A 26,418-nucleotide genomic window follows, 5' to 3' on the forward strand; every position below is an offset into this window, starting at 1 on the left:
AAAAGAGGGTTGAGCCTTGTACCTAAGCCTTGTACCGCAGCCCGGCCGGGCATACCATTGCCGGCACATCCACGCCGATCAGTCCGAGGAGCCGGCCATGGGCGCCACACCTGCTGAAACGTCACCAGCGACCCTGATGGTGGACCTGATCATCTCCCTGGACGGGTACGCGTCGGCCGAGGGCTGGCCCGGGTGGTGGGGGCTGGAGGGGCCCGAATACCTGGCCTGGCTGGACCAGGAATCGGCGAAGAACTACACCTTCCTGCTGGGCGCGAACACCTACCGGCTGATGTACGGCATGTCCGCCCAGGCCGCGGCGGACCGGTCCGGTTTTTCCGAGGAGGAGGGCGCCAGCCTCACCGGGCTGTCCGCCGTACCGAAAATCGTCTTCTCGTCCTCGCTGCAGGCGCCGCTGGACTGGCCGAACTCGACCCTGGTCAGCGGGGACGCGGTTGAGGCGGTCCGGGAGCTGAAGCGGACCGGGACCGGGCCCTTGAGCACGCTGGGCAGCATCAGCCTGGCCCGGTCGCTGCTGCTGGCCGGCCTGGTTGACAGCTTCCGGCTGGTGGTCTTTCCGGTGATCACCGGCGCAACCGGGCGCGAGCGGATTTACGACGGCTACCCGGATGTCCGGCTGGACATGGTGCAGAGCAGGACGTTCGACGGCCGCCTCCAGCTGCTCGAGTATGTTCCCACGGTACTCACCGGCCCGCCGGGCATTGGACAACCCGGCAGGGGCTAAGCGCCCCGCCAGCGTGTCCCGCAGCTGCCCGTGGCGTGCGTTGACAGGACGCACGGCGGGGCGCACGCTTGCAGTGGCTGGGTGTGGCGGGCAACGGCGCGCGCGTCGCAGGCCGGTACCCCGCGGTCCCGGGAGAGCCTGCGGGCCGTCCGGATGAACAGCAGCAAGTCTTCCGTTCAGGAGGAACACCAAATGACCGCAGTAACAGTCAAAGCTCTTGAGGCGAAGTCTTTTGACGAGCCGGACGAAAAGCGCCGGCCACCCAAGACTCAGGTTGACGTGGTCACCCTCGGGGACACGACTTTGGCGAGGATGACGTTCGAACCCGGCTGGCGCTGGTCCGAAACCGTCAAGACCGTTGTCCACACCGACAGCTGCCAGGTTAACCACCTTGGCTTCTGCACCGCCGGCAGGCTGACGGTGCAGATGGAGGACGGTACCCGGGCCACGGTCCAGGCCGGCGGGGCCTATTCCATCCCGGCCGGCCACGACGCCTGGGTGGAAGGCGATGAGCCGTTTGTGGGCTATGAGCTGATGAGCGCGGCCACGTACGCCAAACCGGCCTAGGCAGGAACCGCTTCCGCGTCGGCTGCCCCGAGGGCCTCGTCAAGGATGGCCAGGCCCTCAGCAGCATCAGCGTCGCTGATGTTGAGCGGTGGCGCGACGTGCACCCGGTTTCCGAGGACCAGCGGCAGCAGTCCCCGCTGGAGGCAGGCTTTGACCACGGAGGCCATCGGTGCGTTGGCGGCGCCGGTGGCCCCCGGTGGCACCAGCGGCTCCCTGGTCAGCGGGTCGCGCACCAGCTCCAGGCTCCAGAGGCCGCCGATACCGCGGACGTCCCCCACCGAAGGGTGCTTTCCGGCAAGCTCCCGAAGCGCCGGACCCAGGATGTCCGTGCCAAGGCGGGCGGCGGCTCCCACCGTGTCCTCCTCGTGCATGGCGGTGATGGCCCCGACGGCCGCCGCGCAGGCGAGCGGGTGCCCGCTGTAGGTTATGCCCGCCGGATAGGGGCGCCGGGTGAACATGTCGTAGACCGCGTCGCCCACGAGGACGCCGCCGAGCGGTACGTATCCGGAGTTGACGCCCTTCGCGAAGGCGATCAGGTCGGGGGCCACGCCGGCGTGGTCCACGGCGAACCAGGCGCCCGTGCGGCAGAACCCGGCCATAACCTCGTCCGCGATGTACACAATCCCGTGGCGGTCGCACAGTTCCCGGACGCCGCGCAGGTAGCCCGGCGGCGGGACGATAACACCTGAACTGCCCGTGACGGATTCCAGGACCAGGCCGGCGATGGTCGACGGCCCTTCGAGCAGGATCACTTGTTCCAGGTGGGCCAGTGCGCGCTCAGACTCTTCCTCCTCCGTGGTGGACCCGAACGCTGAGCGGTACAGGAACGGACCGAAAAAATGCACGGCACCGCCTGTGCCGGTGTCCGAGGCCCAGCGGCGCGGGTCGCCGGTGAGGTGGATGGAGGTCGTCGTCGAGCCGTGGTAGGAACGGTAGGCGGCCAGCACCTTCGGCCGGCCTGTGAACAGCCGCGCCATCCGCACCGCATGCTCAATGGCTTCGGTTCCGCCGGTTGTGAACAGGACATGTCCGAGGTTCTCCGGCGCTACTTCCACGATCAGCCGCGCCGCTTCGCCCCGGACATCCGATGCCGAGCCCGGCGCGAGGGTGCAAAGCCGGTCAGCCTGTTCTTTGATTGCGGCAACGATCCGCGGGTGCTGGTGGCCGAGGTTGGTGAACACCAGCTGTGAACTGAAATCCAGGTAGCGCCGCCCGCCGGCGTCGACTACATGGCTTCCCGAGCCGCCCGTAATCGTCGGCACGTCGCGCGGTCCCTGGACTGTCCAGGGGTGGAAGACCAGATCGTTGAGGTTCATGGCTGGAATTGTATGCCTGCCGGACGTGCACCGGACCGGCATCGGATAGGGTGCCCAGTGGAAGCATTCGGCTGAGGGGGAAGGCAACAACAACATATGGGCGCGCTCCGGTATCTCGCAGCTTCCGTCCCGCCCCGGATGGCGAGTGCGGGGTCCGTGGTGGCCCTCCCCATCCTGGCGGTGCAGCAGATGGGTGATGTCGCCGTCGGGGGACTGCTGGTTGCCGCGTCGCTGGGGCCGAGCATGCTCGCGGCGCCGCTGGTCGGCGCGGTCCTCGACAGCACCCGGCGTCCTGGCCTCTGGGTGGCGGCCGCAGGCATGGTCACGGCTGCCGCCTTCGCCGTCACCGCGTTCGTTGGCAGTGTTCCGTTGGCCGCTGTCGTCGCCGTGCTGGTCATGGCCGGTGCTGTCTCACCCTTCTACACTGGCGGGCTGTCGAGTTTCGCGGCGGGTGCCATCCCGGACATCAGGCGGGCGTTCGCCGTCGATTCGCTGTCCTACAACGCCTCGGCCGTTGCCGGTCCGGCAATCGTGGCGCTGATCGCGGTGATCCTCCCCGCCCAGGCGGCGCTGCTGGTCCTCGCAGGCGCCGCAGCCCTCGGCCCCTTGGCCCTCCGCACGGTGGGGCTCCGCCCGCACGGCCGCGCCCGCGGTTCGTTGGGCGAGGCGATCAAGGCCGGGCTGCAGAGGATCTTCAGCCACCGGCCGCTTGCCGTTGTCACGGTTTCATCAACGTTCACCCAGCTGGGACAGGGCGGACTGGCCATCGCCGCCGTTGCCCTCTCGATCGAGAGGATGGGGACGCCCGGAGAGGGCGCCGCTGTGGTGACCGCGTTCGCCGTCGGCAGCCTGCTCGGTGCCGTACTGGAGACCGCACGCCCCGCGCGGGGCCGCCCGCACCTTGTGATGATGGCAGGCTTCCTGGCCACGGGCCTGTTCACGGTGGTCGCCGCAATTGATGTGGGGACGGCGTGGACCGTTGCCGCGATCACACTCTCCGGGGTTTTCACGGCCTCCACCAACGCCGCGATGCTCTTCCTCCGCAACCTCCACAGCCCAGCGCACCTGCGCTCCCAGATCTTCACGGTCACTGCCGGTTTCCGCGTCAGCGCCTCCGCCGCCGGGGCCGCACTGGCAGGGAGCGCGACAGGATGGGGCGGCGCGGTCACGGTGGCCGCGGTCGGGGTCATCTGGATTGCCGGCGCAGCAATGATGGGCGCATACCCGCGCCAGCAATCTGTGTAAGGATCGGGTATGCCCCGCCTGATGCTGCTGGACACCGCTTCCTTGTATTTCCGCGCCTTCTACGGACTGCCGGACACCATCCGCCGTCCGGACGGGACACCGGTCAACGCGGTACGCGGGCTCCTGGACATGATCGCCCGGCTCGCCACCGACTACCACGCCACGCACCTGGTCGCGTGCTGGGATGACGACTGGCGGCCGCAGTGGCGGGTCGATTTGATCCCCACCTACAAGTCGCACCGGGTCGCCGAGACGGTCACGGATGCGCCCGACGTCGAAGTGGTACCGGACGCGCTTGAGGCGCAGCTTCCCATGATCCGCCACGTGCTGGGCCTCGCCGGCATCGCGATCGTTGGCGCCGCCCACCATGAAGCCGACGACGTTGTGGGAACCTACGCCAGCCACGCGCCCTTCCCCGTGGACGTCGTGACCGGCGACCGCGACCTGTTCCAGGTGTGCGACGACGAACGGCAGGTCCGCGTCATCTACACCGCCCGCGGCATGCGGAACCTCGAGGTGTTCACGGAAGAAACCGTGGTTGCCAAATACAGGGTCCTGCCGCAGCAGTATGCAGACTACGCGACGCTGCGCGGAGATGCGTCCGACGGCCTGCCCGGCGTTTCCGGGATCGGCGAAAAGACGGCGGCATCCCTCCTCCTGAAATTCGGCACCCTGGAAGGCCTGCTGGAGGCGGCGGACGACCCCGCCAGCGGACTGGCGGGACCGGTCCGGGCCAAGCTGTCAGCCGCGGAGGACTACCTGAAAGCAGCCCCCGCCGTCGTCCGCCTGGTCAGGGACCTGGCGCTGCCAAGCCTCGAGGAGGCTGGTGCCCGGCTGCGGCCCGTAACCGGCGGCCCGCGGGCTGAGCTGGAGCGGCTGGCAAGCGAGTGGAACCTCGGCGGCTCGGCGGGCAGGCTCCTGGAAGCGCTGGACCGGACCGGATAGCGGGTGCACGTGACGTAGCAAGTCCCTGAATGACCCTGCGTTTCGGTCCGCGTCGGAGAATTGCGGGGCGGTTGTGCAGCGCAATTCGGTGATGGTTTGGTGAGGTAACGATCCAAACGAGAGGCCAATTCCATGACCGTCACATCTGACCTTGCTCCCCGCCGGCTTCGGGACATTTTTGGAACCTTCGCCACCGGGCTGACCGTTATTACCGGTTCCACCAGGGAGGGCCCGGCCGGCTTTACCTGCCAGTCCTTTGCCTCCCTTTCCCTGGAGCCCGCCCTCGTCACCTTCAGCCCGGCGCGGACCTCCAGCACGTGGCCGGTACTGCGGGATGCCGGCTCCTTCACGGTCAACATCCTCCCGGCGGAGCACCAGCACCTTGCAGGGCAGTTCGCACGCTCAGGCACGGACAAATTCGCCGGCGTGAGCCATAAGGCCTCACCGCTGGGCAACCCCGTCCTCGACGACGCCCTCGCCTGGATCGACTGCGAACTGCACGCAGAATACGACGGCGGCGACCACACCATCGTGGTGGCTGCCGTGCGTCACCTCAGCGCACGCCAGGATGCCGAGCCCCTGCTCTTCTTCAAGGGCCGTTTTGCCGGTTTGTCGCCGGCGGAGCACCTGCTCGAGGCTGCCAGCTGACCAGGTAGCCCTCCTGTTCGTCCGCCCGACCGCCACTCCCGCATCCTTGCGCCCCGGCCCGCAGGTAGTAAGCTTGCTGAGCATTACTAGTAAGCTTGCTGATGAACCTGAGGGAAGCGGGAGTGATGGGCACGATATGTGGTGTCGCCTGGTCCATGATGCTGATGGCCGGAGGAGCGGTCATGGCGACAGGTGCGCCGTTCGGCGCCCTTGGCCTCGGCGGACAATACCTTGCAGGCCATGTTCTCCTTGGGCTGGGCATCGGCCTGCTGGCTGCGAGGGTTGTGCGCGGTGCCGCCAGGCGCTCCGTCAAGGCTCTGCGCCCCCGGCCCGCGGAGGTTTCGGCCGCCGAGGTGCAGGCGCCGTCCCGGGCTGTTGCCGCTGTGGCTGTCCTCCCGGTCCGGCCGGCAAGCATGCCTCCGCTCCGTGGCCGGCATGCCGCCTAGGGCTACGCTGGCCCTGCATTCAGCGTCCCTGAAGGAAGGCCGGTCCAGGCAGGCGGGGATTTGGCGCTTTGGGACGGCTGGAACGGCAGTAGCGGCGGCCCTTGCCGTTACAGCAATTGTCGTCGCGGTTGCCACGGGTTTCCGGACGCCGGACTCAGACCAGGCGACGTTGCGGGGCTTCCAGATCCGGGTCCTGAGCATCAGCCAAGCCGCGGCGGACAACAGAATGGACGGAGCGCTGGCAGCATTGCACGCGCTGGAGAGTGACCTGGACGCGGCCGCGCGCGACGGTAGGATCTCCGCCTCCCGCTTGCGTGGAATCGAAAAAGCGCTGGACGCCGTGCGGTCGGACCTGGACACGCGGTTGGCTTCGGCGGCTGAGGCGGTGGAACCTGCTCCGGCGGCAGATGTGGCAGCAACAAGCGCCGCCGGCGGAGGCCAGGCGCAAACCGTACCTCTTGAACCCGTACCCGCCGCGCCGGTTGCAGTACCTCCACCCGCTCCTGCCGACACGGGCGGCCATCACGAGGATCCGCCGGCCGGCGCACAAGGGAACGGCAAGGGCAAAGGCAGGCCCTGACCGGCCAACGGGCGGAGCGTCCGGGCAGAATGGACAGGTGACTTCTTTTCCCGGGCCGGCCCGGACCGTGCCCGCTCAAGCCTTCGACCTCGCCAGGATGAGCGCCGGCCTCGCCTTTGCCACGGCGCTGCCGGCCCTCAGGGAGGCCCTGGCGAAGGGGCCAACGGCAGGGGCAGCGGTGGTGCAGGCTCCGCCGGGTACCGGAAAAACGACGTTGGTGCCGCCGATGCTTGCCACACTGGGGAGCGGTGAAAGGCGACGCGTGGTCGTCACCCAGCCCAGGCGGGTGGCGGCGCGTGCCGCTGCCCGCCGTCTTTCCGGACTGGACGGTTCCCCCCTGGGTGGACGGGTGGGCTACACGGTCCGCGGGGAACGGAAGGCAGGCCCGGACACGGTCGTTGAGTTCGTCACCCCGGGCATCCTGCTGCGCCGCCTGCTCGCGGATCCGGGCCTCGAGGCGGTTGCCGCCGTCGTTCTCGACGAGGTCCACGAGCGCGCCCTGGAGACCGACCTCCTGGTAGGGATGCTGGCCGAAGTGCGGGAGTTGCGGGAAGATCTGGTGCTGGTCGCGATGTCCGCCACGCTGGACGCCACGCGCTTTGCGACGCTTCTCGGCGTCGGCGGGGACCCGGCGCCGGTCGTGGACTGCCCTTCCGTCCTCCATCACCTCGACGTTGAGTGGGAACCGGCGCCCTGCCCGCGGCTGGACAGCAGGGGAGTAACGCACCTGTTCCTGGACCACGTCGTGGAGGTGACCGTGCGCGCCCAGGGCCGGGCAACGGCAGCGGACCCATCGGCGGATTCGCTGGTATTCGTGCCGGGTGCACGCGAGGTCTCACAGGTGGCGGCCGGCCTGCGCCGCAGGCTCGGGAACGCCGTCGAGGTACTGGAACTGCATGGCCAGGCAGCCCCTGCCGAGCAGGACCGGGCAGTTTCCGGACGCGGGCCGGGCGACAAGGCGCGCATCATCGTCTCCACCGACCTCGCAGAGTCCTCCCTGACGGTACCAGGCGTCCGGCTGGTCATCGACTCCGGCCTGTCGCGGGAACCGCGCCGCGACGCCGGGCGCGGGATGAGCGGACTGGTCACCGTGTCCTGCTCCCGCGCGTCCGCGGACCAGCGCGCGGGCCGGGCGGCCCGCCAGGGACCGGGGCAGGTGGTCCGCTGCTACAGCCAGCAGGCCTTCGGCGCCGCACCGGCCCATGTCACCCCGGAGATCAAAGTGGCCGACCTGACCGGGGCAGCTCTGACCCTGGCCTGCTGGGGTTCACCCGGCGGTGCCGGCCTCGCCCTGCCGGACGCGCCGCCGCGGCAGGCGCTTGACGACGCCATGGAGGTGCTGAAGGAACTTGGCGCCGTCAGCAAGGACGGGCAGGCTACGGCCACCGGCAGGATTCTGGCCGGCATACCGGCGGATCCCCGCCTGGCCCGCGCATTGCTGGACGGCGCCGCAGCTGTGGGCCCGCGGGAAGCGGCGGAGGTAGTGGCAGCGGTGGCCGGGGACTCCCGTGCCCCCGGTGCGGACCTCCAGCTGCTGCTCTCGGGGTTCCGCGGAGCCCCGGGGCCGGACGCACGGCGCTGGGCGGAGGAGACCAGGCGGCTGGAAGCGATCGCAGGCCGCGCCCGGAGTAATGCCGCGGCACCTGTCCTCCCTGCAGGCTGTCCGAAGAGCGAGGTGGCGGGGGCCGTCGTCGCGCTGGCGTTTCCGGACCGCGTGGCCAGGCGGGTCCCGGGTGACGGGCCGGTGCGCTACTTGCTGTCGTCGGGTACGCGGGCAGGGCTGCCCGCAGGCAGCCCGCTGTCCGGGTACGACTGGCTGGCAGTTGCCGAAGTCGCGAGGGCCGAGGGCCGTGATGCCGCCGGTACCGGCGCGGTCATCAGGGCGGCGGCGCCGCTCAGCGCAGAACTCGCCGAAGCCGCGGCCTCGCACCTGCTGGCCGAGTCCGTGGAAGCGCAGTTCAGCCAGGGCCGCGTGACCGCACGGAAGGTCCGCCGGCTCGGAGCCATCGTCCTCGCTGACACTCCCGTCCGTCCGTCGCCCGGAGAAGGCCGCATCGCGCTGCTGGATGCCCTCCGCCGGGAGGGGCTGGCCATGCTGGAATGGTCGACGGCGGCCTCAGCACTGCGCCGCCGCCTTGCCTTCCTGCGAAGGGAAGTAGGGGAGCCGTGGCCGGATGTGTCCGACGAGGCCCTCCTTTTGCGCCTCGACGAGTGGCTGGGTCCGGAACTGGAAGCTCTTGCGGCCGGAGGCGCCGTTGGATCCGTGGACCTTGCCCAGCCGCTGGGCCGCCTGCTGCCCTGGCCCGAAGCTGCGGGCATGGACCGGCTGGCTCCGGAAACGCTGGAAGTTCCCAGCGGGTCCCGGGTTCCGGTGGAGTACCCGGACCCCGGGGAGGAATCCGCGCGGCCGGTGGTCGCCGTCAAACTGCAGGAGTGTTTCGGCCTGGCGGAGACCCCGCGGCTGGTCAACGGCACCGTTCCGGTACTGTTCCACCTGCTCTCACCGGCCCGCCGCCCGTTGGCTGTCACTGACGACCTCACCTCCTTCTGGTCCGGCCCCTACGCACAGGTCCGGGCGGAAATGCGTGGCCGTTACCCCAAGCATCCGTGGCCCGAGGATCCGTGGACGGCCCCAGCCACGGCACGGGCAAAACCCCGCAAGTAGCTGGTCCCGCCGAACTTCACCGGGGCTTTTGGGGGATGGGTGAGAACTAAGATACACAGCCGAAACGATGCGTCGACGTGCCGAAACATGCCTTGGTTAGGCTCCTTGCTACATGGACAGCGCAGTCCATTCAACATACGGAAGGACGTAACGATGTTTCTCTTGAACAGCCTGAACCTTTTGCTCGACGGCCGGCGCAGCGACGACGGCCGGTCCTCCGGCGGCAGCAGCGGGAAGACAGAGTTTCCCGAAGGCACCCTCTCCTCCGCCGCCTGGGAAGGCTGGTGGCACGAGGAGGCGGCGTAAGCGCTGAGCCTAAAGGGTGGCCCGGATGAAGTCCGCCACCGGGGCGGCCAACTCCGCGCCGATCTCGCCGGCCGGCCGCTTCCTGCCGGCCACGGCAAAGGAATGGTCCCCGCCCTCAATCCACTGCAGGACAGCGGACGGGCCGATGCGCGACACCACACCGTTCAGGATCCCGGGAGTGGCGAACGTATCGCGGGTGCCCTGGAGGAACAGCATGGGTGCACTCACGCCGTACAGGTGTTCGTCCCGGAGCTTCTCGGGTTTTCCGGGCGGATGCAGGGGATAGCCGAGGTAGACAAGGCCCGCGGCAGGCATCCCGTCGGCTACAGCCATCGACGCCATCCGGCCGCCGAACGATTTTCCGGCCGCCCACAGAGGTCCCGCGTCGCCGTACGATGCGGCCTGGTCTGCCGCTGCAGCCATGATGGCGCGCCAGGTGGCAATGGCCACCGGGGGACGGTCCGGAAACCTGCGCCCGGCTTCCCTGTAAGGGAAGTTGAACCGCAGGGTGGCGATGCCGAGGCCGTTCAAGGCACCAGTGAAGCCGCGAAGGAAAGGATGCTCCATGCCGGCTCCGGCGCCGTGCGCGACGACGAGCGTGGCCCAGGGGCTGTCCGGCCGTGCATAGGCGGCCGGCACCGCCGTTCCGTTCACGTCAACAGTAAGGTTCTTTTCCACGGCAGGCATGAATCCATCATGCCGGACCGGGCGGGCCGAAATATGCGGGCTTGCCGATGGCGGGGGTGTACGTTGTCCCCATGGCGAGCGAACAGACCACCATCACGGTCCAGGGCCCCCACGGGGAGCGGGAGATGCGCATTTCGAGTCCGGGCCGGGTGCTGTGGCCGGACCTCGGACTGACGAAACTGGACCTCGCCCGCTACATCGTTGACGTTGGCGACGCATTTATTGCGGCGAACGGCGACCGTCCCGTGTCCCTGCAGAGGTACTCGGACAACATCAATGGGGAAATGTTCTTTTCGAAGAACCCGCCCAGGGGGACCCCTGACTTCGTCCGCTCCGTCAAGGTGGTGTATCCCAGCGCACGGTCCCATCCGCAGCTCGTGCTGGACGAACCCGCTGCAGCAGTGTGGGCAGTGCAGATGAATACGGTGGTGTTCCACCCGTGGCCGTCGCGGGCGGAGAACACTGACAACCCGGACCAGTTGCGCATCGACCTGGATCCCCAGCCCGGAACGGACTTTGACGACGCCGTACCGGCGGCGCTCGTGCTCAAGGAGGTGCTGGCGGAGGCTGGCCTCGACTGCTTCATTAAGACCTCGGGCAACCGGGGCCTGCACGTCTATGCCCCGATCGAGCCGGTGCACGAATTCCTGGACGTCCGGCATGCGGTGATCGCAGCGGCCCGTGAGGTGGAGCGGCGGATGCCGGACAAAGTCACCACGGCATGGTGGAAGGAAGAACGGGGCCAGAGGGTCTTCCTCGATTTCAACCAGGCCAACCGTGACCGCACCATCGCTGGCGCCTACAGCCCCCGGGCCCTGCCACACGCCCCGGTCTCGTGCCCCATCACGTGGGACGAACTGGGAAACGCCGATCCCAAGAACTTCACGATCCTCACCGTCCCTGAACGGCTGCGAACCATCGGAGACCCGTGGGCTGACTTCGGCCGTAACCCCGGCAGGATCGATACCCTGCTGGAGTGGTGGGAGCGTGACACCAAAGCCGGACTCGGTGAGATGCCGTTTCCCCCGGATTACCCCAAGATGCCGGGGGAGCCGCCCCGGGTGCAGCCCAGCCGGGCCCGGAAGCAGGATTAGCCGGGCCACAACGCTGGGCCCGCCCGGCCGCGGTCGGCCTTTCCCGGCACCCGCAGCCGCGTACCCGGTAGTGGTGGTGCGGTGGAGTGGTAGGTGTGGCGGGTTGGGGTTTGGAGTTCCACGCTGTGCCGGGCTCCAGGTAGTGTGACGGGTTTGGCTGACCAGCCGGGGGTTTCCTTGGTGTGGTTGCAGGCTTCGCAGAGGCCCTGGCCATTACCTGCGGTGGTGGGCCCGCCGCTAAACCACGAGATGATGTGGTCATTGTGGCGGATGGGCGCGTCGCAGTACGGGGTGCGGCAGAGATCGTCCCGCACCTGGATGAAGCGGCGCAGCCCTGGCGGGAAGAACCTGGCCTTCGAATCCATCGCCACCAAATCACCGGTCACGGGTGCTGTGTAAAGCCGTCGGAGCCACGTGGTGAATTCTTCCCCGCCTGCTGGCCCATTCAGTTCTGGAAGGCGGCCCATGGCGGCCCGTCTCGCCCATTCGGCGGGGACGGTTCCGTAGCCGGTGAGCCGGGCGGGTTCACTGTCGCCCTGGAACAGTGTGCGGTCGGTCATGACGAGCTGGACCTCGATGCTGCTCACCCCGCCCGCAACACCTGTAGCGCGTTCGACCAGGGTGTCGGCCATGATCTGGCCCTTGGACCGGTCATCACCACTGGAACGCAACGAGTCGGCTTCCTGGGTGAGGGCGGCGTAGGCTGCCACACCCTGGGCGACGGGAAGCAAAGCGGTCACGTATGCCATGGTGTCCGGCGCAGGACGCAGCGTCACGGTCCGCTCGGTCACAGCATGGCTCGCCCGCTTCACCACCGACCGCGGGTCCCGCCGGTACGCGGCCGCCTTGACCGCGGAAATGGTGGTCCGGTCGCCGGCGCCCTCGAAGGTTCCGGTGTTAGCGGCGAGTTCCTCATCTACCGCCGCCCGGTCTTCCACCGACAAACATGACGTCTCCCGGACTATCAGGGCGGCGCGCCACTCATTCAACCGGCCGGAACGGAACGCCGCGAACGTGTGCGGCATCCCCGTCAACGCCTTCGCCAGGCCCAGCAGCCTCCCGCCGCGCGCCGGGGACTCGCGCCGCGCCAACGCCACCTGCGCACCCACCCCGGCTCCCTGCTCCTCATCAGGGACCCCGGCGGCGGCCTGCTCCCGCCGCTGCTGCACATCAAAAGCCACACTGATCTCCGCCTGCCGCGCGGCCACAAATGACTTCAGATCCTCCAGCTGCCGGAGCTGGTCAATCATCCCCGCACCATCAGCCGCCATCCGCACCGTGGCAAGAACCCTCAACGCATCCGCAACAGACGGACCGCCGGAACGAGGCACCTCACCGTGCCCCAGCCCCACTGCCGCCGCCTCAAACGCCTCCATAAACAAAGTCTTCCAGCACCCACCGACATTCCTGAGGACCCAAAATGCCCATGTGGAAAACCCGCGCGGCATGCGGACTAAGGGGCAAAAGGAGGCGCCGCCGTCGTAATTTTCGAAGCGGACCTACGGCCTACTCAAACCGGGACGGATCGCCGGTGCCGCGCCGGACCACCTCGGCGACGCCGCTGGAGAAGTCGACCACCGTGGTGGGCTCCGAACCGCAGTCGCCGGCGTCAATGACGGCGTCCACCTGGTGGTCCAGCCGTTCCTTGATGTCCCAGCCCTGGGTCAGCGGATCCTCCTCGTCCGGAAGCAGCAGGGTGCTGGACAGCAAGGGTTCACCCAGTTCGGCAAGCAGCGCCTGCACAACCCGGTTGTCCGGAATCCTGACGCCCACCGTTTTCTTCTTGGGGTGCAGCAGCCGCTTCGGGACCTCCCTGGTGGCCGGAAGGATGAAGGTGTAGCTCCCCGGGGTGACCGCCTTGATGCTGCGGAACACGTCGTTGCCGATGTTGACGAACTGTCCGAGCTGGGCAAAGTCCCGGCACACCAGGGTGAAATGGTGCTTGTCGTCGAGCCGGCGGATGTTCCTGATCCTGTCCAGCGCTTCCTTGTTGCCCATCTGCGCTCCCAGGGCATAACAGGAATCGGTGGGGTAGGCGATCAGGCCCCCGTCGCGCAACAGTTGCACCGCCTGGGCGATGGCTCGCGGCTGGGGATCCTGCGGGTGGACGTCAAAGTATCTGGCCATGGCCACGAGCCTATGTTCCCGGACGGCTGAGTGCACTATTACCGGGGTCAAACCCCCTACCAGCAGGGCGTTCTTTGCGGCAGGATGTTGTTCGTCCCTGCCATTGCCAAAGTCAAGGAGCACCATGCCGACCATCTTGAACCCCTACATCAGCTTCCGGGACAACGCCCGCGAGGCCATGAACTTCTACCAGTCAGTCTTCGGCGGCGATCTGAGGGTCAGTACCTTCGGCGACTACCAGGCCAGCGATGATCCGGCGGAAGCAGACAAGGTTATGCACGGCATGCTGACCACACCCCAGGGCCTGGTCCTGATGGGTGCCGACACCCCGAACAGCATGGAATACCGCGAGGGTTCATCCATCTCCATTTCCCTCAGCGGCGAGGACGAGGCGGAACTGCGGGGCTACTACGACAAACTCAGCGGCGACGGCGGTTCGGTCACGGTGCCGATGGAAAAGTCGCCGTGGGGTGACGTCTTCGGGATGTGCACCGACCGGTACGGCATCGGCTGGCTGGTTAACGTCAACAGCGCCCAGGGCACCGGCGGCGCATCCTGATGCATGGCCTTCCCGCGCGGGCCACCCCGCGCGGGAATCCCGGCCGCCGTCGCGCGTTTTATCAGGTGGTGCACGCGTCCCGGGGGGCCGGTTGAGGCCGTCACCGGCGCCTGCAAGGATGGACCAGTGGAGTCCTTTTTCGAGTTGCTTGACGACAGCTGGTGGCTGGTCTTTCCGCTCATCGCCTTCCTGGGCCATTCAGCCGGGAAATGGCGCAAGGCAAGCGAGCGCCGCCATCAGCGGCGGGTGGAACTGTACAAACTGAAGAACCAGCACCGGGAGGCTGACAAGGCCTCCCTGGCGGAGGTGGAAGCCCTCATGGCACTCCACGACGACACCAACCGGCGCTGGCTGGACTACGAACTCGATGTCGGAAAACTGATCGACTTCCCCCTCATGACCGATGTCCGGGAACCTTTGACTGTGGCCTTCCTCCGTGCCAAGCGTGAGGCAGACGGGCAGCGCCCCGCCGACCCCGGAGCCACCCCTGCCGGACGGCTGGAGGCCTACCGGCAGGCGGTGAACGGTTTCGCGGTGGCCCTGGACGTTGCGGAACGGGAAGCGCGGCGGATCAAGGACAGCAAGTTCACCGGCCCGGAACGCGAACGGCTGGCAACGGCGCGCAAATTGTTGATGATCGCGGAGAACGGGGCTGCCACCCCGGCCGAACGCCAGGCAGCCTACAAGCGGGCCCGCCGTGAACTGGACGGCCTCATCGTCCTGCCGGAAGTGACTGTCGCGTCGCTCGAAGAACGCATGGCGCCACGGCTTGATGCCGGCCGGCGCCCGTCGGAGCGCCCCGGCGGCTAAGAGGGCAGCCTGGTGCGGACCCTTTACATCGACGTCGACGGCGTCATCTGTCCTTTTGGCCCCGGCCGCACCACTCCCTGGGGTACTGCCTGGCAGCACGCCGACGCGGGCCTCCTGCCCGTTGCCTTCGCGGCCGAACTTGTGGAGGACCTTAACCGGCTGGCGCGCGTTGAGTCCGTGCGGTGCGTCTGGCTGACCAGCTGGGAAGAGCTTGCCCCGCAGTACCTGTGCCCCGTGATCAACCTGAGGGGCGGGACATGGCCGTACCTCTCGGGTGCCGGCGCCGGCAGCGGAAACGGCTGGTGGAAGCTCCGGGCCATCCAGGACGACATCGAAGCCACCACCCCGGAGGCGGTCGCCTGGATCGACGACCAGCTGGCGTTCGAAGCCGAAGCCCAGGCGTGGGCGGGCCTGCTTGGCCGCAGGATCCTGCTGGTCTCGCCCGACCCGCGGCTGGGGGTATCTCCGTCGGAAGTGGCGCAGGTGGAGGCTTTCCTCACCGGGCCGTTGTTTTGACCTGATGGTCCGGGCGCGTACGATCGATAGGGTTTCTGGCCGGTTCTGTTAACTCCGCAAGTCATGCCAAGCGAACAGCTGGTGAATTATGCTGTGCAGATGCAGCCGGGGGATTAGAAACTGCTGAACGTCGACTCTGCAGATTGGGCAACAGGTGGATATCACCTTCATGGTGGCGCTGGTCATCGCACTGGCACTATTTTTCGACTTCACGAACGGCTTCCACGACACCGCCAACGCCATGGCCACGCCCATCGCAACAGGTGCCATCAAGCCGAAGACCGCGGTGACCCTGGCTGCCATCCTGAACCTGGTGGGCGCCTTCCTGTCCACCGAGGTGGCCAAGACAGTCTCCGGCGGCATCATCCGTGAAGGATCCGACGGCATCCAGATCACGCCGGACATTATTTTCGCCGGCCTGATGGGGGCCATCCTGTGGAACATGATCACCTGGCTCAAGGGCCTTCCCTCGAGTTCCTCGCATGCCCTCTTCGGCGGCCTCATCGGCGCCGCGATTGCCGGCATCGGGTTCCACTCCATCAACCTGGAGGGCCTCCTGCAGAAGGTCATCCTGCCCGCGATTTTTGCTCCGCTTATCGCCGGCGCGGTGGCGTATGTCTGCACCCGCCTGGCCTACGCGCTGACCTCGCGGCACGATCCCGAGACCGGCAGCAAGCTGACCCAGAAGCGCGGCGGTTTCCGCACCGGCCAGATCTTCACGTCCAGCCTCGTGGCCCTGGCGCACGGCACGAACGACGCCCAAAAGACCATGGGCATCATCACCCTTGTCCTTATTGCCGCGGGCACGCAGGAGCCCGGCTCCGGCCCCATGTTCTGGGTCATCGCCTCCTGCGCCTTCGCCATCGCGATCGGCACCTACGCCGGCGGCTGGCGCATTATCCGCACCATGGGCGCCGGCCTCACCGAGGTCAAGCCGGCCCAAGGCTTCGCCGCGGAAACCAGCACCGCCTCCGCCATCCTCGCCTCCTCCCACCTCGGCTTCGCGCTCTCCACCACGCAGGTTGCTTCCGGCTCCGTCATCGGTTCCGGCATGGGCCGTCGCGGAACGAGTGTCCGCTGGAGCATGGTGGGCAAGATCGCCTTGGGCTGGCTGTTCACGCTTCCAGCAGCAGGCATCGTGGGTGCGCTGACCGCCCTGCTGGTCAAGACCGGGGTGGTGGGCGTGCTGATCGCGGCCATCGCCGGCACGGGCGCAGTGCTCTTCATGTTCTTCTACTCGCGGAAGTCCGCCGTCGGTCACCACAACGCCATCGAAGTTGAGGAAGCCGGGCAGGCCGTCAAGTTCCGCAAGAAGAAGGCAATGGCCCGGGCCCGCGCCAAGGCGAAGGCCCACGTCCAGGCCCAGGAACGTGCCCGGTCAACGAACCAGTCAACCGGCAGCACCGCCGCCAACACCACCGACGCCGAGGCGAACGCCGATGCCGACGCCACCACCTCCAAGGAGACGCAACGATGAAATGGTTGGAACTCCTGACCGTCGCCGGGGCCACGCTGATTGCCGCCGTGACAGTGGTGACCCTCTACTCCCTGGGAGTGCGCCTGACGGCCATCGCCGGTGATGCCCAGCAGGCATCGCCCGGCGTGAAGCGCTCCCTGGCTTATGTCTGCTTCGGGCTGTGCGGCCTGGCCGTCCTGTTCGGGCTGTACCTGATCATTCCGTACTTCTCCGGCTAGCCACTGGGCAGTGGCGCGGCTCTTGGCTAGGCTGTGCCCATGTCCCGGATCCAATACTTCGTGGCCGCCTCCCTGGACGGCTATATCGCCACCGCCACGGACGACCTCGGCTGGCTCCTGCAGTTCGACGGCTTCGAGGGCGGCGCCGAGAGCTACGAGTCGTTTATGGCCGGCGTCGGGTGCATCGTCATGGGCGGAGAAACTTACGCCTGGCTGATGGCCCACGAACCCGACAAGTGGCCCTACCCGGGTACCCCCAGCTACGTCTTCACCCGGCACGAGTACACCGCCGCGCCAGGAGCGGACATCACATTCGTGCGCGGCGACGTGGGTGAGTTCGTCGCTGACTTCCGGAAGGATGCCGGCGGGAAGAACGTCTGGGTGGTGGGCGGAGGCAACCTCGCCGCGCAGTTCGCCGACGCGGGCCTGTTGGACGAGATCATCCTCTCCGTCATCCCGGTGGTGCTTGGCGGGGGGGAGCGGCTGCTTCCCGTGTCAGGCCCGACGCCGCCACTTGAGCTTGCTGCCTCGCGCACCATGGGCAGGGGAGTCGTAGAGCTCCGCTACCTCCTCAACAGCAGCGCCTGAATAGCAACGCCTAGGCAGGACCGTCCCCGGCGGACTGGCCGCCGGCAGGTGCGTTGTCCCTGATCATGTTGGTGATGCGGGCCGTGGACAGCCGACGGCCCGCGGCGTCAGTCATCACCACCTCGTGGGTTACCAGGGTGCGTCCCAGGTGGATGGCCGTGCACGTACCGGTCACCAGCCCCCCGGCGATGGATCGGTGGTGCGTGGCGCTGACTTCGATGCCCACCGCATGCCGCCCCGGACCGGCATGGATGCCCGCCGAGAACGAACCGAGCGTCTCGGCAAGCACAACGTGCGCGCCCCCGTGCAGGATCCCGGCCACCTGTGTATTGCCTTCAACCGGCATGGTGGCCACGGTCTTTTCGGGGCTCATCTCCAGGAAGTGGATGCCCATTTTCACTACCAGGGCACCGATCCCGAACCGGCCCAGCCAGCCGTGCAGGTGCTCCGGAATCCCGGCCGCAGCCAGCTCCTCGGAGAAAGGTCCCGGCGTGAAATTGTCCATCATGGCAACTAGGCTGGCATCTGTGAGTGAAACAACCAAACCGGCCCCTTTTCCGTCCCAAGTTCTGCAGCCCGCCGCCGGTGGGTCGGTTTCGGCTACTGAAGCCCCCGTCGTGCCCATCACCGGCCAGCCCCGGCTTCTTGTGCTGGACGGACATTCGATGGCGTTCCGCGCATTCTTCGCCCTCCCGGCGGACAAGTTCTCCACGATGAACGGGCAGCACACGAACGCCATCCACGGCTTCACGTCCATGCTGATCAACCTCATCAAGGAACAGCAGCCCACCCACATTGCCGTAGCCTTCGACGTCTCCGACGAAACCACCCACCGCAAGGCCCAGTACAGCGAGTACAAGGGCGGCCGGAACGAAACGCCGCGCGAGATGAGCGGCCAGATCGACCTCATCGCCCAGGTGGTCGAGGCCTGGGGCATCAAGACCATCAAACTCCCCGGCTACGAAGCGGACGACATCCTGGCAACCCTCGCCGCGATGGGCGAAAAAGCCGGCTTCGAGGTGCTCCTGGTCTCGGGTGACCGGGACGCCTTCCAGCTCATCACGGACAATGTGTTTGTCCTGTACCCCAAAAAGGGTGTCAGCGACATCCCCCGGATGGACGCGGCGGCCATCGAGGCCAAGTACTTCGTCAGCCCGTCCCGCTACTCAGACCTTGCAGCGCTTGTGGGGGAGACCGCGGACAACCTCCCCGGCGTGCCCGGCGTCGGCCCCAAGACGGCCGCGAAATGGATCAACCTGTACGGCGGGCTGGAAGGTGTCCTCGAACACCTGGACTCGATCGGCGGCAAGGTGGGCGACGCCCTGCGTGAGAACGTGGAGAACGTCAAGCGGAACCGGATGCTCAACCAGCTCCACACGGACCTTGAACTCCCCGTCACCCTTGACGACCTGTACCAGCCCCGGCCGGACCAGGCAGCCCTCGAGGGCCTGTTCGACCAGCTCGAATTCAAGACCATCCGCAGCAGGCTGTTCGCGCTTTACGGCGACGAGGAGGCCCCGGCCGCCGAGCGGGAAAACATCGACATCCCGCAGTACACCACTCCCGCCGGCGCCGCAGAGCTGTCAGCATTCCTGGACGCAGGTACCGGCCGGCGCTCAGCGGTCGCCGTGGACCTGGTTCCGGGCCGGATCGGGGAGGACGCGGCCGCCCTCGCCATCGTCCGCGACGGTGCTGCTGTCCACCTTGACCTCACAGGACTGGATGCCGAGACCGAGAACGTCCTGGCCGCGTGGCTCCGCGACCCCGAGGTCCCCAAGGTCCTGCACGGCTTCAAGGCCGCACTAAAGGCGCTGGCCTCGCGGGGGCTGGAACTGGAGGGAGTGGTGGACGACACCTCCATTTCCGGCTACCTCATCCAGCCGGACCGCCGCACCTATGAACTGGCCGAACTCGCGCAACACCACCTCAACGTGGGCATCTCCGCGGCCACGGCGAAGGCAGGCCAGCTGGAACTCTCCTTCGACGGCGACGACGCCGCCGCAGCCGACGCACTCGTACAGGCCGCCGCTGTCGTCCTCACCCTCAGCAGGTACTTCGAAACCGAGCTGAAGGAGCGCAAGGCGGAGGAGCTCCTGTCAACGCTTGAACTCCCGGTCAGCCGTGTTCTCGCGGACATGGAAACCGCCGGCATCGCCATCGACATGGACCGGATGGACGAACAGCTCGCCGATCTTGCCAGGGTCATCGACAACGCCCAGGAGCAGGCCTTCGCCGCAATCGGCCACGAGGTCAACCTCGGTTCGCCCAAGCAGTTGCAGGCCGTCCTGTTCGACGAGCTGCAACTGCCCAAGACGAAGAAGATCAAATCCGGCTACACCACCGATGCTGCGTCCCTGAAGAACCTCCTGGAGAAAACCGGGCACGAGTTCCTGGTCCAGCTCATGGCGCACCGGGAGGCGGCGAAACTCCGCCAGATGATCGAATCGCTGAAGAAGTCTGTGGCTGAGGACGGCCGGATCCACACAACCTACGCCCAGAACGTGGCTGCCACGGGACGGATCTCGTCCAACAACCCGAACCTGCAGAACATCCCGATCCGCAGCGAGGAAGGCCGCCGGGTCCGCGGGATCTTTGTGGTCAGCGAGGGCTATGAGTGCCTGCTGTCCGCGGACTACTCGCAGATTGAAATGCGGATCATGGCGCACCTGTCCGGCGACGAAGGCCTCATCCAGGCGTACCGGGACGGGGAGGACCTGCACCGGTTCGTGGGCTCGAACATCTTCCATGTACCCACCTCCGAAGTCACCAGCGCCATGCGCTCCAAGGTGAAGGCCATGTCCTACGGCCTGGCTTACGGCCTGACGTCCTTCGGACTGTCCAAGCAGCTGGAGATCTCCGTGGATGAGGCACGGACCCTCATGAAGGATTACTTCGACCGGTTCGGCGCCGTGCGGGATTACCTCCGCGGCGTGGTGGACCAGGCCCGGGTGGACGGCTACACGGCCACCATCGAGGGGCGCCGCCGCTACCTGCCCGACCTCACGAGCACGGACCGGCAGTTGCGCGAAAACGCGGAGCGCATCGCCTTGAACAGCCCCATCCAGGGCTCGGCAGCGGACATCATCAAGCGCGCCATGCTCGGCGTCCATGCCGAACTGCAGGCGCAGGGCCTGAAATCGCGCATGCTGCTGCAGGTCCATGACGAACTGGTCCTTGAGGTCGCCGCCGGCGAGCGGGCAGCCGTGGAGAAGCTGGTGACGGAGCAGATGGCCGCGGCCGCGGACCTCAGCGTCCCGCTGGAAGTCCAGATCGGCGTTGGCCCGAGCTGGTTTGACGCCGGACACTAGCCAGTTTGTGCTGGTCAGGCGCCGGATGTGTTGGCTAGGCTCGGACGTGTGGCTGATCTGAGCGGAAACTATGACATCCGGCGCTTTCCTGCCGTTTCGAAAGGCAAGGACGGCTACGCGGAGGCGGACACGTGGGCGAAGGCCGTGGGATTCGGATTCCACGAGTCCACCCGGACACCGGAACACCGCGAACGGTCACTCGCCACCTACGAGGTGGACGGCAGGATCTTCACCGGCGCCTACCAGACCGGCGGCGTGGCACCGTCGTCGCTGCCGGCCGACGTGCCGGTGGCGACCTTCGGGACCTTCCGCAAGACGCTGAACGTCGGCTTCGGCCGGATGCTGGAAGCCCAGCTGGTCACGGCTGTGACCGTGCGCACGTCGCACCGCCGGCGCGGCCTGCTGCGCCGCATGATGACCGAGGACCTGCAGGCTGCGAGGAACGACGGGCTCGCGGTGGCAGCGCTGACGGCCTCCGAGGGGACCATTTACGGCCGCTTCGGTTACGGCGTGGCCAGCCTTGAACGCTCGGTGAAAGTGGACACCACGGCACGGTTCAGCCTCCGGCACCAGGCCACCGGGTCCGTCGAGGTTGCGGATCCCAAGGTACTTCTGGACGTGGCTCCGGTGGTCTTCGACCGCGTCCACCGCCATACCCCGGGATCGATCGGAAGGCAAGAGTGGTACCGGCAGCTGGCCTCCGGGTCCCTTGGCCGTGACGGCAAGGAAGATCCCGCCATCAAGGTCGCCCTCCACTACGGGCCCGACGGCGGCATAGACGGTTATGTGTCGTACAAATTCCTTGGCTGGGAGACGGAGCCCTACACCGTGGAAGTGGTGGACCTCGTGGCCGCCACGGACCACGCCTACCTGGAACTGTGGCAATACCTTGCGGCGATCGACCTCGTTGAGCGCGTCTCCTGGAACGAAGCACCCGTGGACGACCCCCTCGGCTGGGCGCTGTCGGACCCCCGCTGCATCGACGCGTCGGACAGCCGCGACATGCTCTGGCTGCGCATCCTCGACGTCCCCGCAGCGTTGGCGGCCCGCCACTACCCGGCAGACGGCCGACTTGTGCTCGCCGTCCACGACGCGCTTGGCCTTACCGGCGGGACCTTCGCGTTCGAAGCCTCCGGCGGGCCGGCCGCCGTCGAACGCGTTCCCGACGGGACGCCCGCGGACCTGGAACTCGACATCGCCGACCTTTCGTCGATCTACCTGGGCGGTGTTTGCCCGGTTACGCTGAAGGCGGCGGGAAAGATCCGGGAGGCGACGCGCGGCTCGGCGCTCAGGGCCAAGCAGCTGTTCGGGGTGGAGCGGGCAACACACTGCCTGACGCACTTCTAGGGGACAGGCCTCCCACAGGCCGGGCTTGCACAGGCCGGGCCGGTAAGGGCGGCCAAGGTACCGTTTTTGATTCTTCTTGGCGGCTGCGACTAGAATAAACGGGCGTGTACCACGTGCACGTTCTCTAAATCCACAAAATCAGGATGACCCGGAGGATCCGCTGGATCCACCGAGAATCGCGCCTGCGTTCCATAGCGCGGGCGTGCCGGTTTGCCTGACCGACTAACTATCCACAACGGAGCCCCTACTACATGACCATCACCTCCACCGAGAAGCCCGGTACCCCGCAGGTCGCCATCAACGACATCGGTACCGCTGAGGACTTCCTCGCAGCAGTCGACGCGACCATCAAGTACTTCAACGACGGAGACCTCGTCGAAGGTACCGTCGTCAAGGTCGACCGCGATGAAGTCCTGCTCGACATCGGTTACAAGACCGAAGGTGTCATCCCCTCCCGCGAGCTGTCCATCAAGCACGACGTTGATCCCGGAGAAGTTGTCTCCGTCGGCGATCAGGTCGAAGCCCTGGTGCTCACCAAGGAAGACAAAGAAGGCCGTCTGATCCTCTCCAAGAAGCGTGCTCAGTACGAGCGTGCCTGGGGCGACATCGAGAAGGTCAAGGAAGAAGACGGTGTTGTCACCGGTACCGTCATCGAGGTTGTCAAGGGTGGTCTTATCCTCGACATCGGCCTGCGCGGCTTCCTGCCCGCATCCCTCGTCGAGATGCGCCGCGTGCGCGACCTGGCTCCGTACATCGGCCAGCAGATCGAAGCCAAGATCATCGAGCTCGACAAGAACCGCAACAACGTGGTCCTGTCCCGCCGTGCATGGCTCGAGCAGACCCAGTCCGAGGTCCGCTCCACCTTCCTCAACAAGCTGGAAAAGGGCCAGGTCCGTCCCGGCGTTGTTTCCTCCATCGTCAACTTCGGTGCATTCGTGGACCTGGGCGGCGTAGACGGCCTGGTTCACGTTTCCGAGCTGTCCTGGAAGCACATCGACCACCCGTCCGAGGTTGTCGAAGTTGGCCAGGAAGTCACCGTCGAGGTTCTCGAGGTCGACCTGGACCGCGAGCGTGTTTCCCTGTCGCTCAAGGCTACGCAGGAAGACCCGTGGCAGACCTTCGCCCGCACCCACGCCCTCGGCCAGGTTGTTCCGGGTAAGGTCACCAAGCTCGTTCCGTTCGGTGCGTTCGTTCGCGTCGAAGACGGCATCGAGGGCCTGGTCCACATCTCCGAGCTGGCTGTCCGCCACGTCGAACTGGCCGAGCAGGTTGTCTCCGTTGGCGACGAACTGTTCGTCAAGGTCATCGACATCGACCTGGAGCGCCGCCGCATCTCGCTGTCCCTCAAGCAGGCCAACGAGGGCGTCGACGCCGACAGCACCGAATTCGATCCCGCTCTGTACGGCATGGCCGCAGAGTACGACGAAGAGGGCAACTACAAGTACCCCGAGGGCTTCGACCCCGAGTCCAACGAATGGCTCGAGGGCTACGAAGCACAGCGCGCCGCCTGGGAGCAGCAGTACGCTGACGCCCAGACCCGTTGGGAAGCACACAAGAAGCAGGTTGCCCAGCACGCTGCCGACGACGCTGCTGCCGCAACGTCCGGTGACGGCGACTCCGGCGCCACCAGCTACTCCTCCGAGCCCGCCACCACCGATTCCGGTGCCGGCACCCTGGCTTCGGACGAGGCTCTTGCTGCCCTGCGCGAGAAGCTGACCGGCAACTAATTGCCGCCGGCCCTCCCGGGCAACAGCAGACCCCCTGCCAATAGGCAGGGGGTCTGCTGCGTTAAAGATCGACGACGGCGCTGACGGTGCCGTCGTCGTCGGGCCTTAAGTTTCCGCCGGCCGAGGCCAGCAGGTGCTGCGCGGCGTCATTGCCGGCCAGCGTGCGGGCGGTGACCCGCCTGATGCCGGCCCGGCGTGCCTCTGCCAGGACCAGCCGCAGCGCCGCTGCGCCGATCCCGCGCGAGCGGAAGCTGCGGCCGAGCCAGATGCCGGTTTCGGCCGACGGGACGTCCGCCGAGGTGTCACGCTTCAGGCGCACCGACCCCGCAAGTTCGGCACCGGAGAACACAGCCCAGGACTTTTCCCCTGCCGGGCCGTCCAGCCCATCGGCTGCGGCGCGGTGGTAGCTGAGGAACCAGCCCGTCCTCTCCAGGTCCCAGCCGGGCCCGCCGACCGGGGGAGCGACCTCGTCAGGGGATGCGTCGCGCTTGGCCAGCTCCAGCAGCCCCTCGAGCACGGTTTCGTCCACGTCTGAGAGGGACACGTCAGGCGAGGGGTTCATCGATCCACTCCGTTCCTTCGGGCGTGAGCGCAGCGCTGCCGGCGGTCAGGAGCTGGAGACGCCCGGCGGCGTCCGCGATGGCGGCCGGATCGTCCGTCACGGCCACGCGCAAGACCGCGCCCTGCGCGCTATAGCTTGTTGGCGCCATAACGAACCCAGCGGACCGCAGATCGTTTTCAAGCCTCCCCGCTGCAGCGTGCGGCACCTCGGCGGCGCAGATGCGCAACCTGCTGCGGCGCACCATGGGTGCCAGCGACAAGGCGGTGGACACGGAGTCCGAGTAGGCGCGCACGAGTCCGCCCGCGCCAAGCAGGACCCCGCCGAAGTAGCGGACGACGACGGCACTGACGTCGCTGAGGTCGGCCACCCCTGGACCCGTCTCCCTTTTGGCGAGGGCCTCCAGCATCGGGACGCCGGCTGTGCCGGACGGTTCGCCGTCGTCGCTGGACCGCTGGATGTCCCGGTCCGGGCCGATGATGAACGCGGAGCAGTGGTGTCGGGCGTCGTGGAACTCGCGGCGGAGGCCGGCCACCAGGTCCCGGGCGGCCTCCTCTGTGTCGGACCGGCGCAGGACCGTGATGAAGCGGGAGCGTTTGATCTCGATCTCATGGCGGAAGTCCGGTCCGGAAGCCAACGTCGTGTAGGCCGTGGCCCTGCTCTCCTGATCGCGCACCCGGCCCAGTCTAGCCGCGACGGTAGGGTGGGGGGGTGCTGAAGATCGGGTTGACGGGCGGCATTGCGTCCGGGAAGTCAGTGGTGGCCGCGCGGCTGCGTGAACTGGGTGCCGTCCTGGTGGACGCGGATGCCCTGGCGCGGGAAGTCGTGGAGCCGGGCACTGAAGGGCTCGAGCGCGTCGCTGCGGAGTTCGGCGACGTCCTGGATGCCGACGGCAGGCTCGACCGCCCCCGGCTCGGTGCGCTGGTCTTCAACAACCCGGAACGCCTCGCGGCGCTGAACGGCATTGTCCATCCCCTGGTCCGGTCGCGCGCCGCGGCCATCAGCGCCGCAGCGCCCGCGGATGCCGTGGTGGTCCAGGACATTCCGCTGCTCGTCGAAACCGGGCAGGGGAGCAACTTCCACCTGGTGATCGTGGTGGACGCCCCGGACGAGGTGCGGCTGCAGCGGATGCTGGAACACCGGAACATGACGGAGGACGCAGCGCGTTCCCGGATGGCCGCGCAGGCGTCACGGGAGGACCGCCTGGCCGCAGCTGACGTCGTCCTGGACAATTCAGGCACGCTCCCGCAGTTGCTGGACCAGGTGGACCGGCTCTGGGCGGACCGGCTGGTTCCCTTCGCCGCCAACCTCGCCGCCGGCATCCGGGCGCCGCGGACCGGCGGGCCGGCGCTGGAGCCGTACCGGGAGGATTGGGCGCGGCAGGCCGCGAGGATTGCTGCCAGGCTCACGACGGCGGCTCCCGGGCTGATCCTCGCGGTGGACCACATCGGCTCCACCGCCGTTCCCGGCCTGGCAGCCAAGGACGTCATCGACCTGCAGGTTGCGGTGTCCGGGCTGGACGACGCCGACACGCTGGCGCCACTGCTGGCCGCGGCAGGGTACCCCCTGGTGCCCGGCGCCGGGCAGGACACGCCGAAACCGGACCTGCCGGACCCGGCCCAATGGCAAAAGCGGTTCCACGCCAACGCCGATCCCGGCCGGCCCGTGAACCTCCACGTGCGGGTGGCCGGTTCGGCCGGCTGGCGCTACGCCCTGATGTTCCGCGACTGGCTGCGGCACGACGACGCGGCACGAAGGCGGTACGAAGCGCACAAGGCAAGCCTGGCAGCCGGTTACGCCGGCACCGGCACCACCCGGCAGTATGCGGAAGCCAAGGAGCCGTGGTTCACCGGCGTTGCCTGGCCCGGGATGTCCGCCTGGGCAGGCGCAACCGGGTGGGAACCGCCGTCGTACCCGTCCTGAACGCGCGCCCGGCGCCCT

26 protein-coding genes are annotated in these 26,418 nt (G+C 67.5%); 19 read left to right on the top strand and 7 right to left on the bottom strand.

All coding sequences use genetic code 11. The features are described 5' to 3' along the window. Nucleotides 1-97 precede the first annotated feature (97 nt). Together ACYQ1Z_RS11630 and ACYQ1Z_RS11635 are read left to right on the top strand one after the other, a co-directional pair. The gene (locus ACYQ1Z_RS11630; RefSeq protein ID WP_459792679.1) at nucleotides 98-742 is read left to right on the top strand and encodes a dihydrofolate reductase family protein; all 645 of its coding nucleotides are present in this window, start codon (nucleotides 98-100) and stop codon (nucleotides 740-742) included. 192 nt (nucleotides 743-934) lie between these two features. Beyond that, nucleotides 935-1,309, top strand: a complete 375-nt coding sequence (locus ACYQ1Z_RS11635; RefSeq protein ID WP_459792680.1) for a cupin domain-containing protein — start codon at nucleotides 935-937, stop codon at nucleotides 1,307-1,309. On the opposite strand, the gene ACYQ1Z_RS11640 is transcribed toward ACYQ1Z_RS11635, so the two are convergent. Continuing rightward, on the bottom strand, nucleotides 1,306-2,625 hold the full coding sequence (locus tag ACYQ1Z_RS11640; RefSeq protein WP_459792681.1) for an aminotransferase class III-fold pyridoxal phosphate-dependent enzyme: 1,320 nt from the start codon (nucleotides 2,623-2,625) through the stop codon (nucleotides 1,306-1,308). The genes ACYQ1Z_RS11635 and ACYQ1Z_RS11640 overlap by 4 nt on opposite strands. Before the next feature lie 96 nt (nucleotides 2,626-2,721). Between ACYQ1Z_RS11640 and ACYQ1Z_RS11645 the strand changes: the two genes are divergently transcribed. From ACYQ1Z_RS11645 to ACYQ1Z_RS11670, 6 genes are all read left to right on the top strand, one after another. Then, complete coding sequence (locus ACYQ1Z_RS11645; protein ID WP_459792682.1) at nucleotides 2,722-3,870, top strand: MFS transporter; 1,149 nt, start codon at nucleotides 2,722-2,724, stop codon at nucleotides 3,868-3,870. Between the two features lie 9 nt (nucleotides 3,871-3,879). After that, nucleotides 3,880-4,815, top strand: coding sequence for a 5'-3' exonuclease (locus tag ACYQ1Z_RS11650; protein WP_459792683.1), 936 nt, complete (start codon nucleotides 3,880-3,882; stop codon nucleotides 4,813-4,815). Nucleotides 4,816-4,947: 132 nt separating this feature from the next. Then, nucleotides 4,948-5,463: a flavin reductase family protein gene (locus ACYQ1Z_RS11655; protein WP_459792684.1), complete on the top strand. Its 516-nt coding sequence runs from the start codon at nucleotides 4,948-4,950 to the stop codon at nucleotides 5,461-5,463. 101 nt (nucleotides 5,464-5,564) lie between these two features. After that, nucleotides 5,565-5,909 carry a hypothetical protein gene (locus ACYQ1Z_RS11660; protein ID WP_459792685.1) on the top strand — a complete coding sequence of 115 codons (345 nt, stop codon included), beginning with the start codon at nucleotides 5,565-5,567 and terminating at the stop codon, nucleotides 5,907-5,909. 677 nt (nucleotides 5,910-6,586) lie between these two features. After that, the gene (gene hrpB / locus ACYQ1Z_RS11665; RefSeq protein ID WP_459792758.1) at nucleotides 6,587-9,154 is read left to right on the top strand and encodes an ATP-dependent helicase HrpB; all 2,568 of its coding nucleotides are present in this window, start codon (nucleotides 6,587-6,589) and stop codon (nucleotides 9,152-9,154) included. A 153-nt stretch (nucleotides 9,155-9,307) separates the two neighbouring features. Beyond that, entirely contained in the window at nucleotides 9,308-9,460 is a 153-nt protein-coding gene (locus ACYQ1Z_RS11670) for a hypothetical protein (RefSeq protein ID WP_459792686.1), read from the top strand. Nucleotides 9,461-9,469: 9 nt separating this feature from the next. Here ACYQ1Z_RS11670 and ACYQ1Z_RS11675 read toward each other — a convergent pair whose 3' ends face one another. Then, the gene (locus ACYQ1Z_RS11675) at nucleotides 9,470-10,147 is read right to left on the bottom strand and encodes an alpha/beta hydrolase family protein (RefSeq protein WP_459792687.1); all 678 of its coding nucleotides are present in this window, start codon (nucleotides 10,145-10,147) and stop codon (nucleotides 9,470-9,472) included. 71 nt (nucleotides 10,148-10,218) lie between these two features. On the opposite strand from ACYQ1Z_RS11675, the gene ligD reads away from it, so the two are divergent. Beyond that, nucleotides 10,219-11,241, top strand: a complete 1,023-nt coding sequence (gene ligD / locus ACYQ1Z_RS11680; RefSeq protein WP_459792688.1) for a non-homologous end-joining DNA ligase — start codon at nucleotides 10,219-10,221, stop codon at nucleotides 11,239-11,241. On the opposite strand, the gene ACYQ1Z_RS11685 is transcribed toward ligD, so the two are convergent. Together ACYQ1Z_RS11685 and ACYQ1Z_RS11690 are read right to left on the bottom strand one after the other, a co-directional pair. Next, the gene (locus ACYQ1Z_RS11685; RefSeq protein ID WP_459792689.1) at nucleotides 11,238-12,491 is read right to left on the bottom strand and encodes an HNH endonuclease; all 1,254 of its coding nucleotides are present in this window, start codon (nucleotides 12,489-12,491) and stop codon (nucleotides 11,238-11,240) included. The two genes, ligD and ACYQ1Z_RS11685, sit on opposite strands and share 4 nt — an antisense overlap. Before the next feature lie 256 nt (nucleotides 12,492-12,747). Next, nucleotides 12,748-13,368 carry an L-threonylcarbamoyladenylate synthase gene (locus ACYQ1Z_RS11690; RefSeq protein WP_459792690.1) on the bottom strand — a complete coding sequence of 207 codons (621 nt, stop codon included), beginning with the start codon at nucleotides 13,366-13,368 and terminating at the stop codon, nucleotides 12,748-12,750. A 124-nt stretch (nucleotides 13,369-13,492) separates the two neighbouring features. On the opposite strand from ACYQ1Z_RS11690, the gene ACYQ1Z_RS11695 reads away from it, so the two are divergent. From ACYQ1Z_RS11695 to ACYQ1Z_RS11720, 6 genes are all read left to right on the top strand, one after another. After that, nucleotides 13,493-13,927 carry a VOC family protein gene (locus ACYQ1Z_RS11695; RefSeq protein ID WP_459792691.1) on the top strand — a complete coding sequence of 145 codons (435 nt, stop codon included), beginning with the start codon at nucleotides 13,493-13,495 and terminating at the stop codon, nucleotides 13,925-13,927. A gap of 126 nt (nucleotides 13,928-14,053) precedes the next feature. Beyond that, the gene (locus ACYQ1Z_RS11700) at nucleotides 14,054-14,737 is read left to right on the top strand and encodes a hypothetical protein (protein WP_459792692.1); all 684 of its coding nucleotides are present in this window, start codon (nucleotides 14,054-14,056) and stop codon (nucleotides 14,735-14,737) included. 12 nt (nucleotides 14,738-14,749) lie between these two features. Continuing rightward, nucleotides 14,750-15,253, top strand: a complete 504-nt coding sequence (locus ACYQ1Z_RS11705) for an HAD domain-containing protein (RefSeq protein ID WP_459792693.1) — start codon at nucleotides 14,750-14,752, stop codon at nucleotides 15,251-15,253. 154 nt (nucleotides 15,254-15,407) lie between these two features. Then, nucleotides 15,408-16,730 carry an inorganic phosphate transporter gene (locus ACYQ1Z_RS11710; protein WP_459792694.1) on the top strand — a complete coding sequence of 441 codons (1,323 nt, stop codon included), beginning with the start codon at nucleotides 15,408-15,410 and terminating at the stop codon, nucleotides 16,728-16,730. Continuing rightward, on the top strand, nucleotides 16,727-16,948 hold the full coding sequence (locus ACYQ1Z_RS11715) for a hypothetical protein (protein ID WP_459792695.1): 222 nt from the start codon (nucleotides 16,727-16,729) through the stop codon (nucleotides 16,946-16,948). The genes ACYQ1Z_RS11710 and ACYQ1Z_RS11715 overlap by 4 nt, the downstream gene beginning before the upstream one ends. A 39-nt stretch (nucleotides 16,949-16,987) precedes the next feature. Further along, on the top strand, nucleotides 16,988-17,536 hold the full coding sequence (locus tag ACYQ1Z_RS11720) for a dihydrofolate reductase family protein (RefSeq protein ID WP_459792696.1): 549 nt from the start codon (nucleotides 16,988-16,990) through the stop codon (nucleotides 17,534-17,536). 10 nt (nucleotides 17,537-17,546) lie between these two features. Here the strand turns inward: ACYQ1Z_RS11720 and ACYQ1Z_RS11725 are convergent, their stop codons facing one another. Next, nucleotides 17,547-18,044 carry a PaaI family thioesterase gene (locus ACYQ1Z_RS11725; RefSeq protein ID WP_459792697.1) on the bottom strand — a complete coding sequence of 166 codons (498 nt, stop codon included), beginning with the start codon at nucleotides 18,042-18,044 and terminating at the stop codon, nucleotides 17,547-17,549. Nucleotides 18,045-18,201: 157 nt separating this feature from the next. Between ACYQ1Z_RS11725 and polA the strand changes: the two genes are divergently transcribed. The 3 genes from polA to rpsA all read left to right on the top strand — a co-directional run bounded on the left by polA (nucleotide 18,202) and on the right by rpsA (nucleotide 23,918). Next, nucleotides 18,202-20,844 (top strand): DNA polymerase I, encoded by a 2,643-nt coding sequence (gene polA, locus ACYQ1Z_RS11730; protein ID WP_459792759.1) that lies wholly within the window; start codon nucleotides 18,202-18,204, stop codon nucleotides 20,842-20,844. A gap of 57 nt (nucleotides 20,845-20,901) precedes the next feature. Continuing rightward, entirely contained in the window at nucleotides 20,902-22,191 is a 1,290-nt protein-coding gene (locus tag ACYQ1Z_RS11735; protein WP_459792760.1) for a GNAT family N-acetyltransferase, read from the top strand. A gap of 251 nt (nucleotides 22,192-22,442) precedes the next feature. After that, the gene (gene rpsA, locus ACYQ1Z_RS11740) at nucleotides 22,443-23,918 is read left to right on the top strand and encodes a 30S ribosomal protein S1 (protein WP_459792698.1); all 1,476 of its coding nucleotides are present in this window, start codon (nucleotides 22,443-22,445) and stop codon (nucleotides 23,916-23,918) included. Nucleotides 23,919-23,979: 61 nt separating this feature from the next. Here rpsA and ACYQ1Z_RS11745 read toward each other — a convergent pair whose 3' ends face one another. Further along, nucleotides 23,980-24,480: a GNAT family N-acetyltransferase gene (locus ACYQ1Z_RS11745; RefSeq protein WP_459792699.1), complete on the bottom strand. Its 501-nt coding sequence runs from the start codon at nucleotides 24,478-24,480 to the stop codon at nucleotides 23,980-23,982. Beyond that, nucleotides 24,464-25,153: an IMPACT family protein gene (locus tag ACYQ1Z_RS11750; RefSeq protein ID WP_459792700.1), complete on the bottom strand. Its 690-nt coding sequence runs from the start codon at nucleotides 25,151-25,153 to the stop codon at nucleotides 24,464-24,466. Before ACYQ1Z_RS11750 ends, ACYQ1Z_RS11745 begins: the two co-directional genes overlap by 17 nt. Nucleotides 25,154-25,188: 35 nt before the next feature. Here ACYQ1Z_RS11750 and coaE point away from each other — a divergent pair, with 35 nt between their 5' ends. Further along, the gene (gene coaE, locus ACYQ1Z_RS11755; RefSeq protein WP_459792701.1) at nucleotides 25,189-26,400 is read left to right on the top strand and encodes a dephospho-CoA kinase; all 1,212 of its coding nucleotides are present in this window, start codon (nucleotides 25,189-25,191) and stop codon (nucleotides 26,398-26,400) included. Nucleotides 26,401-26,418 lie beyond the last annotated feature (18 nt).

This window comes from Arthrobacter sp. AD-310 (assembly GCF_054656615.1).

Coding starts and splice junctions, on each gene's coding strand:
- ACYQ1Z_RS11630 (WP_459792679.1), top strand. CDS start 98: ATGGGCGCCACACCTGCTGAAACGTCACCAGCGACCCTGATGGTGGAC.
- ACYQ1Z_RS11635 (WP_459792680.1), top strand. CDS start 935: ATGACCGCAGTAACAGTCAAAGCTCTTGAGGCGAAGTCTTTTGACGAG.
- ACYQ1Z_RS11640 (WP_459792681.1), bottom strand. CDS start 2,625: ATGAACCTCAACGATCTGGTCTTCCACCCCTGGACAGTCCAGGGACCG.
- ACYQ1Z_RS11645 (WP_459792682.1), top strand. CDS start 2,722: ATGGGCGCGCTCCGGTATCTCGCAGCTTCCGTCCCGCCCCGGATGGCG.
- ACYQ1Z_RS11650 (WP_459792683.1), top strand. CDS start 3,880: ATGCCCCGCCTGATGCTGCTGGACACCGCTTCCTTGTATTTCCGCGCC.
- ACYQ1Z_RS11655 (WP_459792684.1), top strand. CDS start 4,948: ATGACCGTCACATCTGACCTTGCTCCCCGCCGGCTTCGGGACATTTTT.
- ACYQ1Z_RS11660 (WP_459792685.1), top strand. CDS start 5,565: ATGAACCTGAGGGAAGCGGGAGTGATGGGCACGATATGTGGTGTCGCC.
- hrpB (WP_459792758.1), top strand. CDS start 6,587: ATGAGCGCCGGCCTCGCCTTTGCCACGGCGCTGCCGGCCCTCAGGGAG.
- ACYQ1Z_RS11670 (WP_459792686.1), top strand. CDS start 9,308: ATGTTTCTCTTGAACAGCCTGAACCTTTTGCTCGACGGCCGGCGCAGC.
- ACYQ1Z_RS11675 (WP_459792687.1), bottom strand. CDS start 10,147: ATGCCTGCCGTGGAAAAGAACCTTACTGTTGACGTGAACGGAACGGCG.
- ligD (WP_459792688.1), top strand. CDS start 10,219: ATGGCGAGCGAACAGACCACCATCACGGTCCAGGGCCCCCACGGGGAG.
- ACYQ1Z_RS11685 (WP_459792689.1), bottom strand. CDS start 12,491: ATGATTGACCAGCTCCGGCAGCTGGAGGATCTGAAGTCATTTGTGGCC.
- ACYQ1Z_RS11690 (WP_459792690.1), bottom strand. CDS start 13,368: ATGGCCAGATACTTTGACGTCCACCCGCAGGATCCCCAGCCGCGAGCC.
- ACYQ1Z_RS11695 (WP_459792691.1), top strand. CDS start 13,493: ATGCCGACCATCTTGAACCCCTACATCAGCTTCCGGGACAACGCCCGC.
- ACYQ1Z_RS11715 (WP_459792695.1), top strand. CDS start 16,727: ATGAAATGGTTGGAACTCCTGACCGTCGCCGGGGCCACGCTGATTGCC.
- ACYQ1Z_RS11720 (WP_459792696.1), top strand. CDS start 16,988: ATGTCCCGGATCCAATACTTCGTGGCCGCCTCCCTGGACGGCTATATC.
- ACYQ1Z_RS11725 (WP_459792697.1), bottom strand. CDS start 18,044: ATGATGGACAATTTCACGCCGGGACCTTTCTCCGAGGAGCTGGCTGCG.
- polA (WP_459792759.1), top strand. CDS start 18,202: ATGGCGTTCCGCGCATTCTTCGCCCTCCCGGCGGACAAGTTCTCCACG.
- rpsA (WP_459792698.1), top strand. CDS start 22,443: ATGACCATCACCTCCACCGAGAAGCCCGGTACCCCGCAGGTCGCCATC.
- ACYQ1Z_RS11745 (WP_459792699.1), bottom strand. CDS start 24,480: ATGAACCCCTCGCCTGACGTGTCCCTCTCAGACGTGGACGAAACCGTG.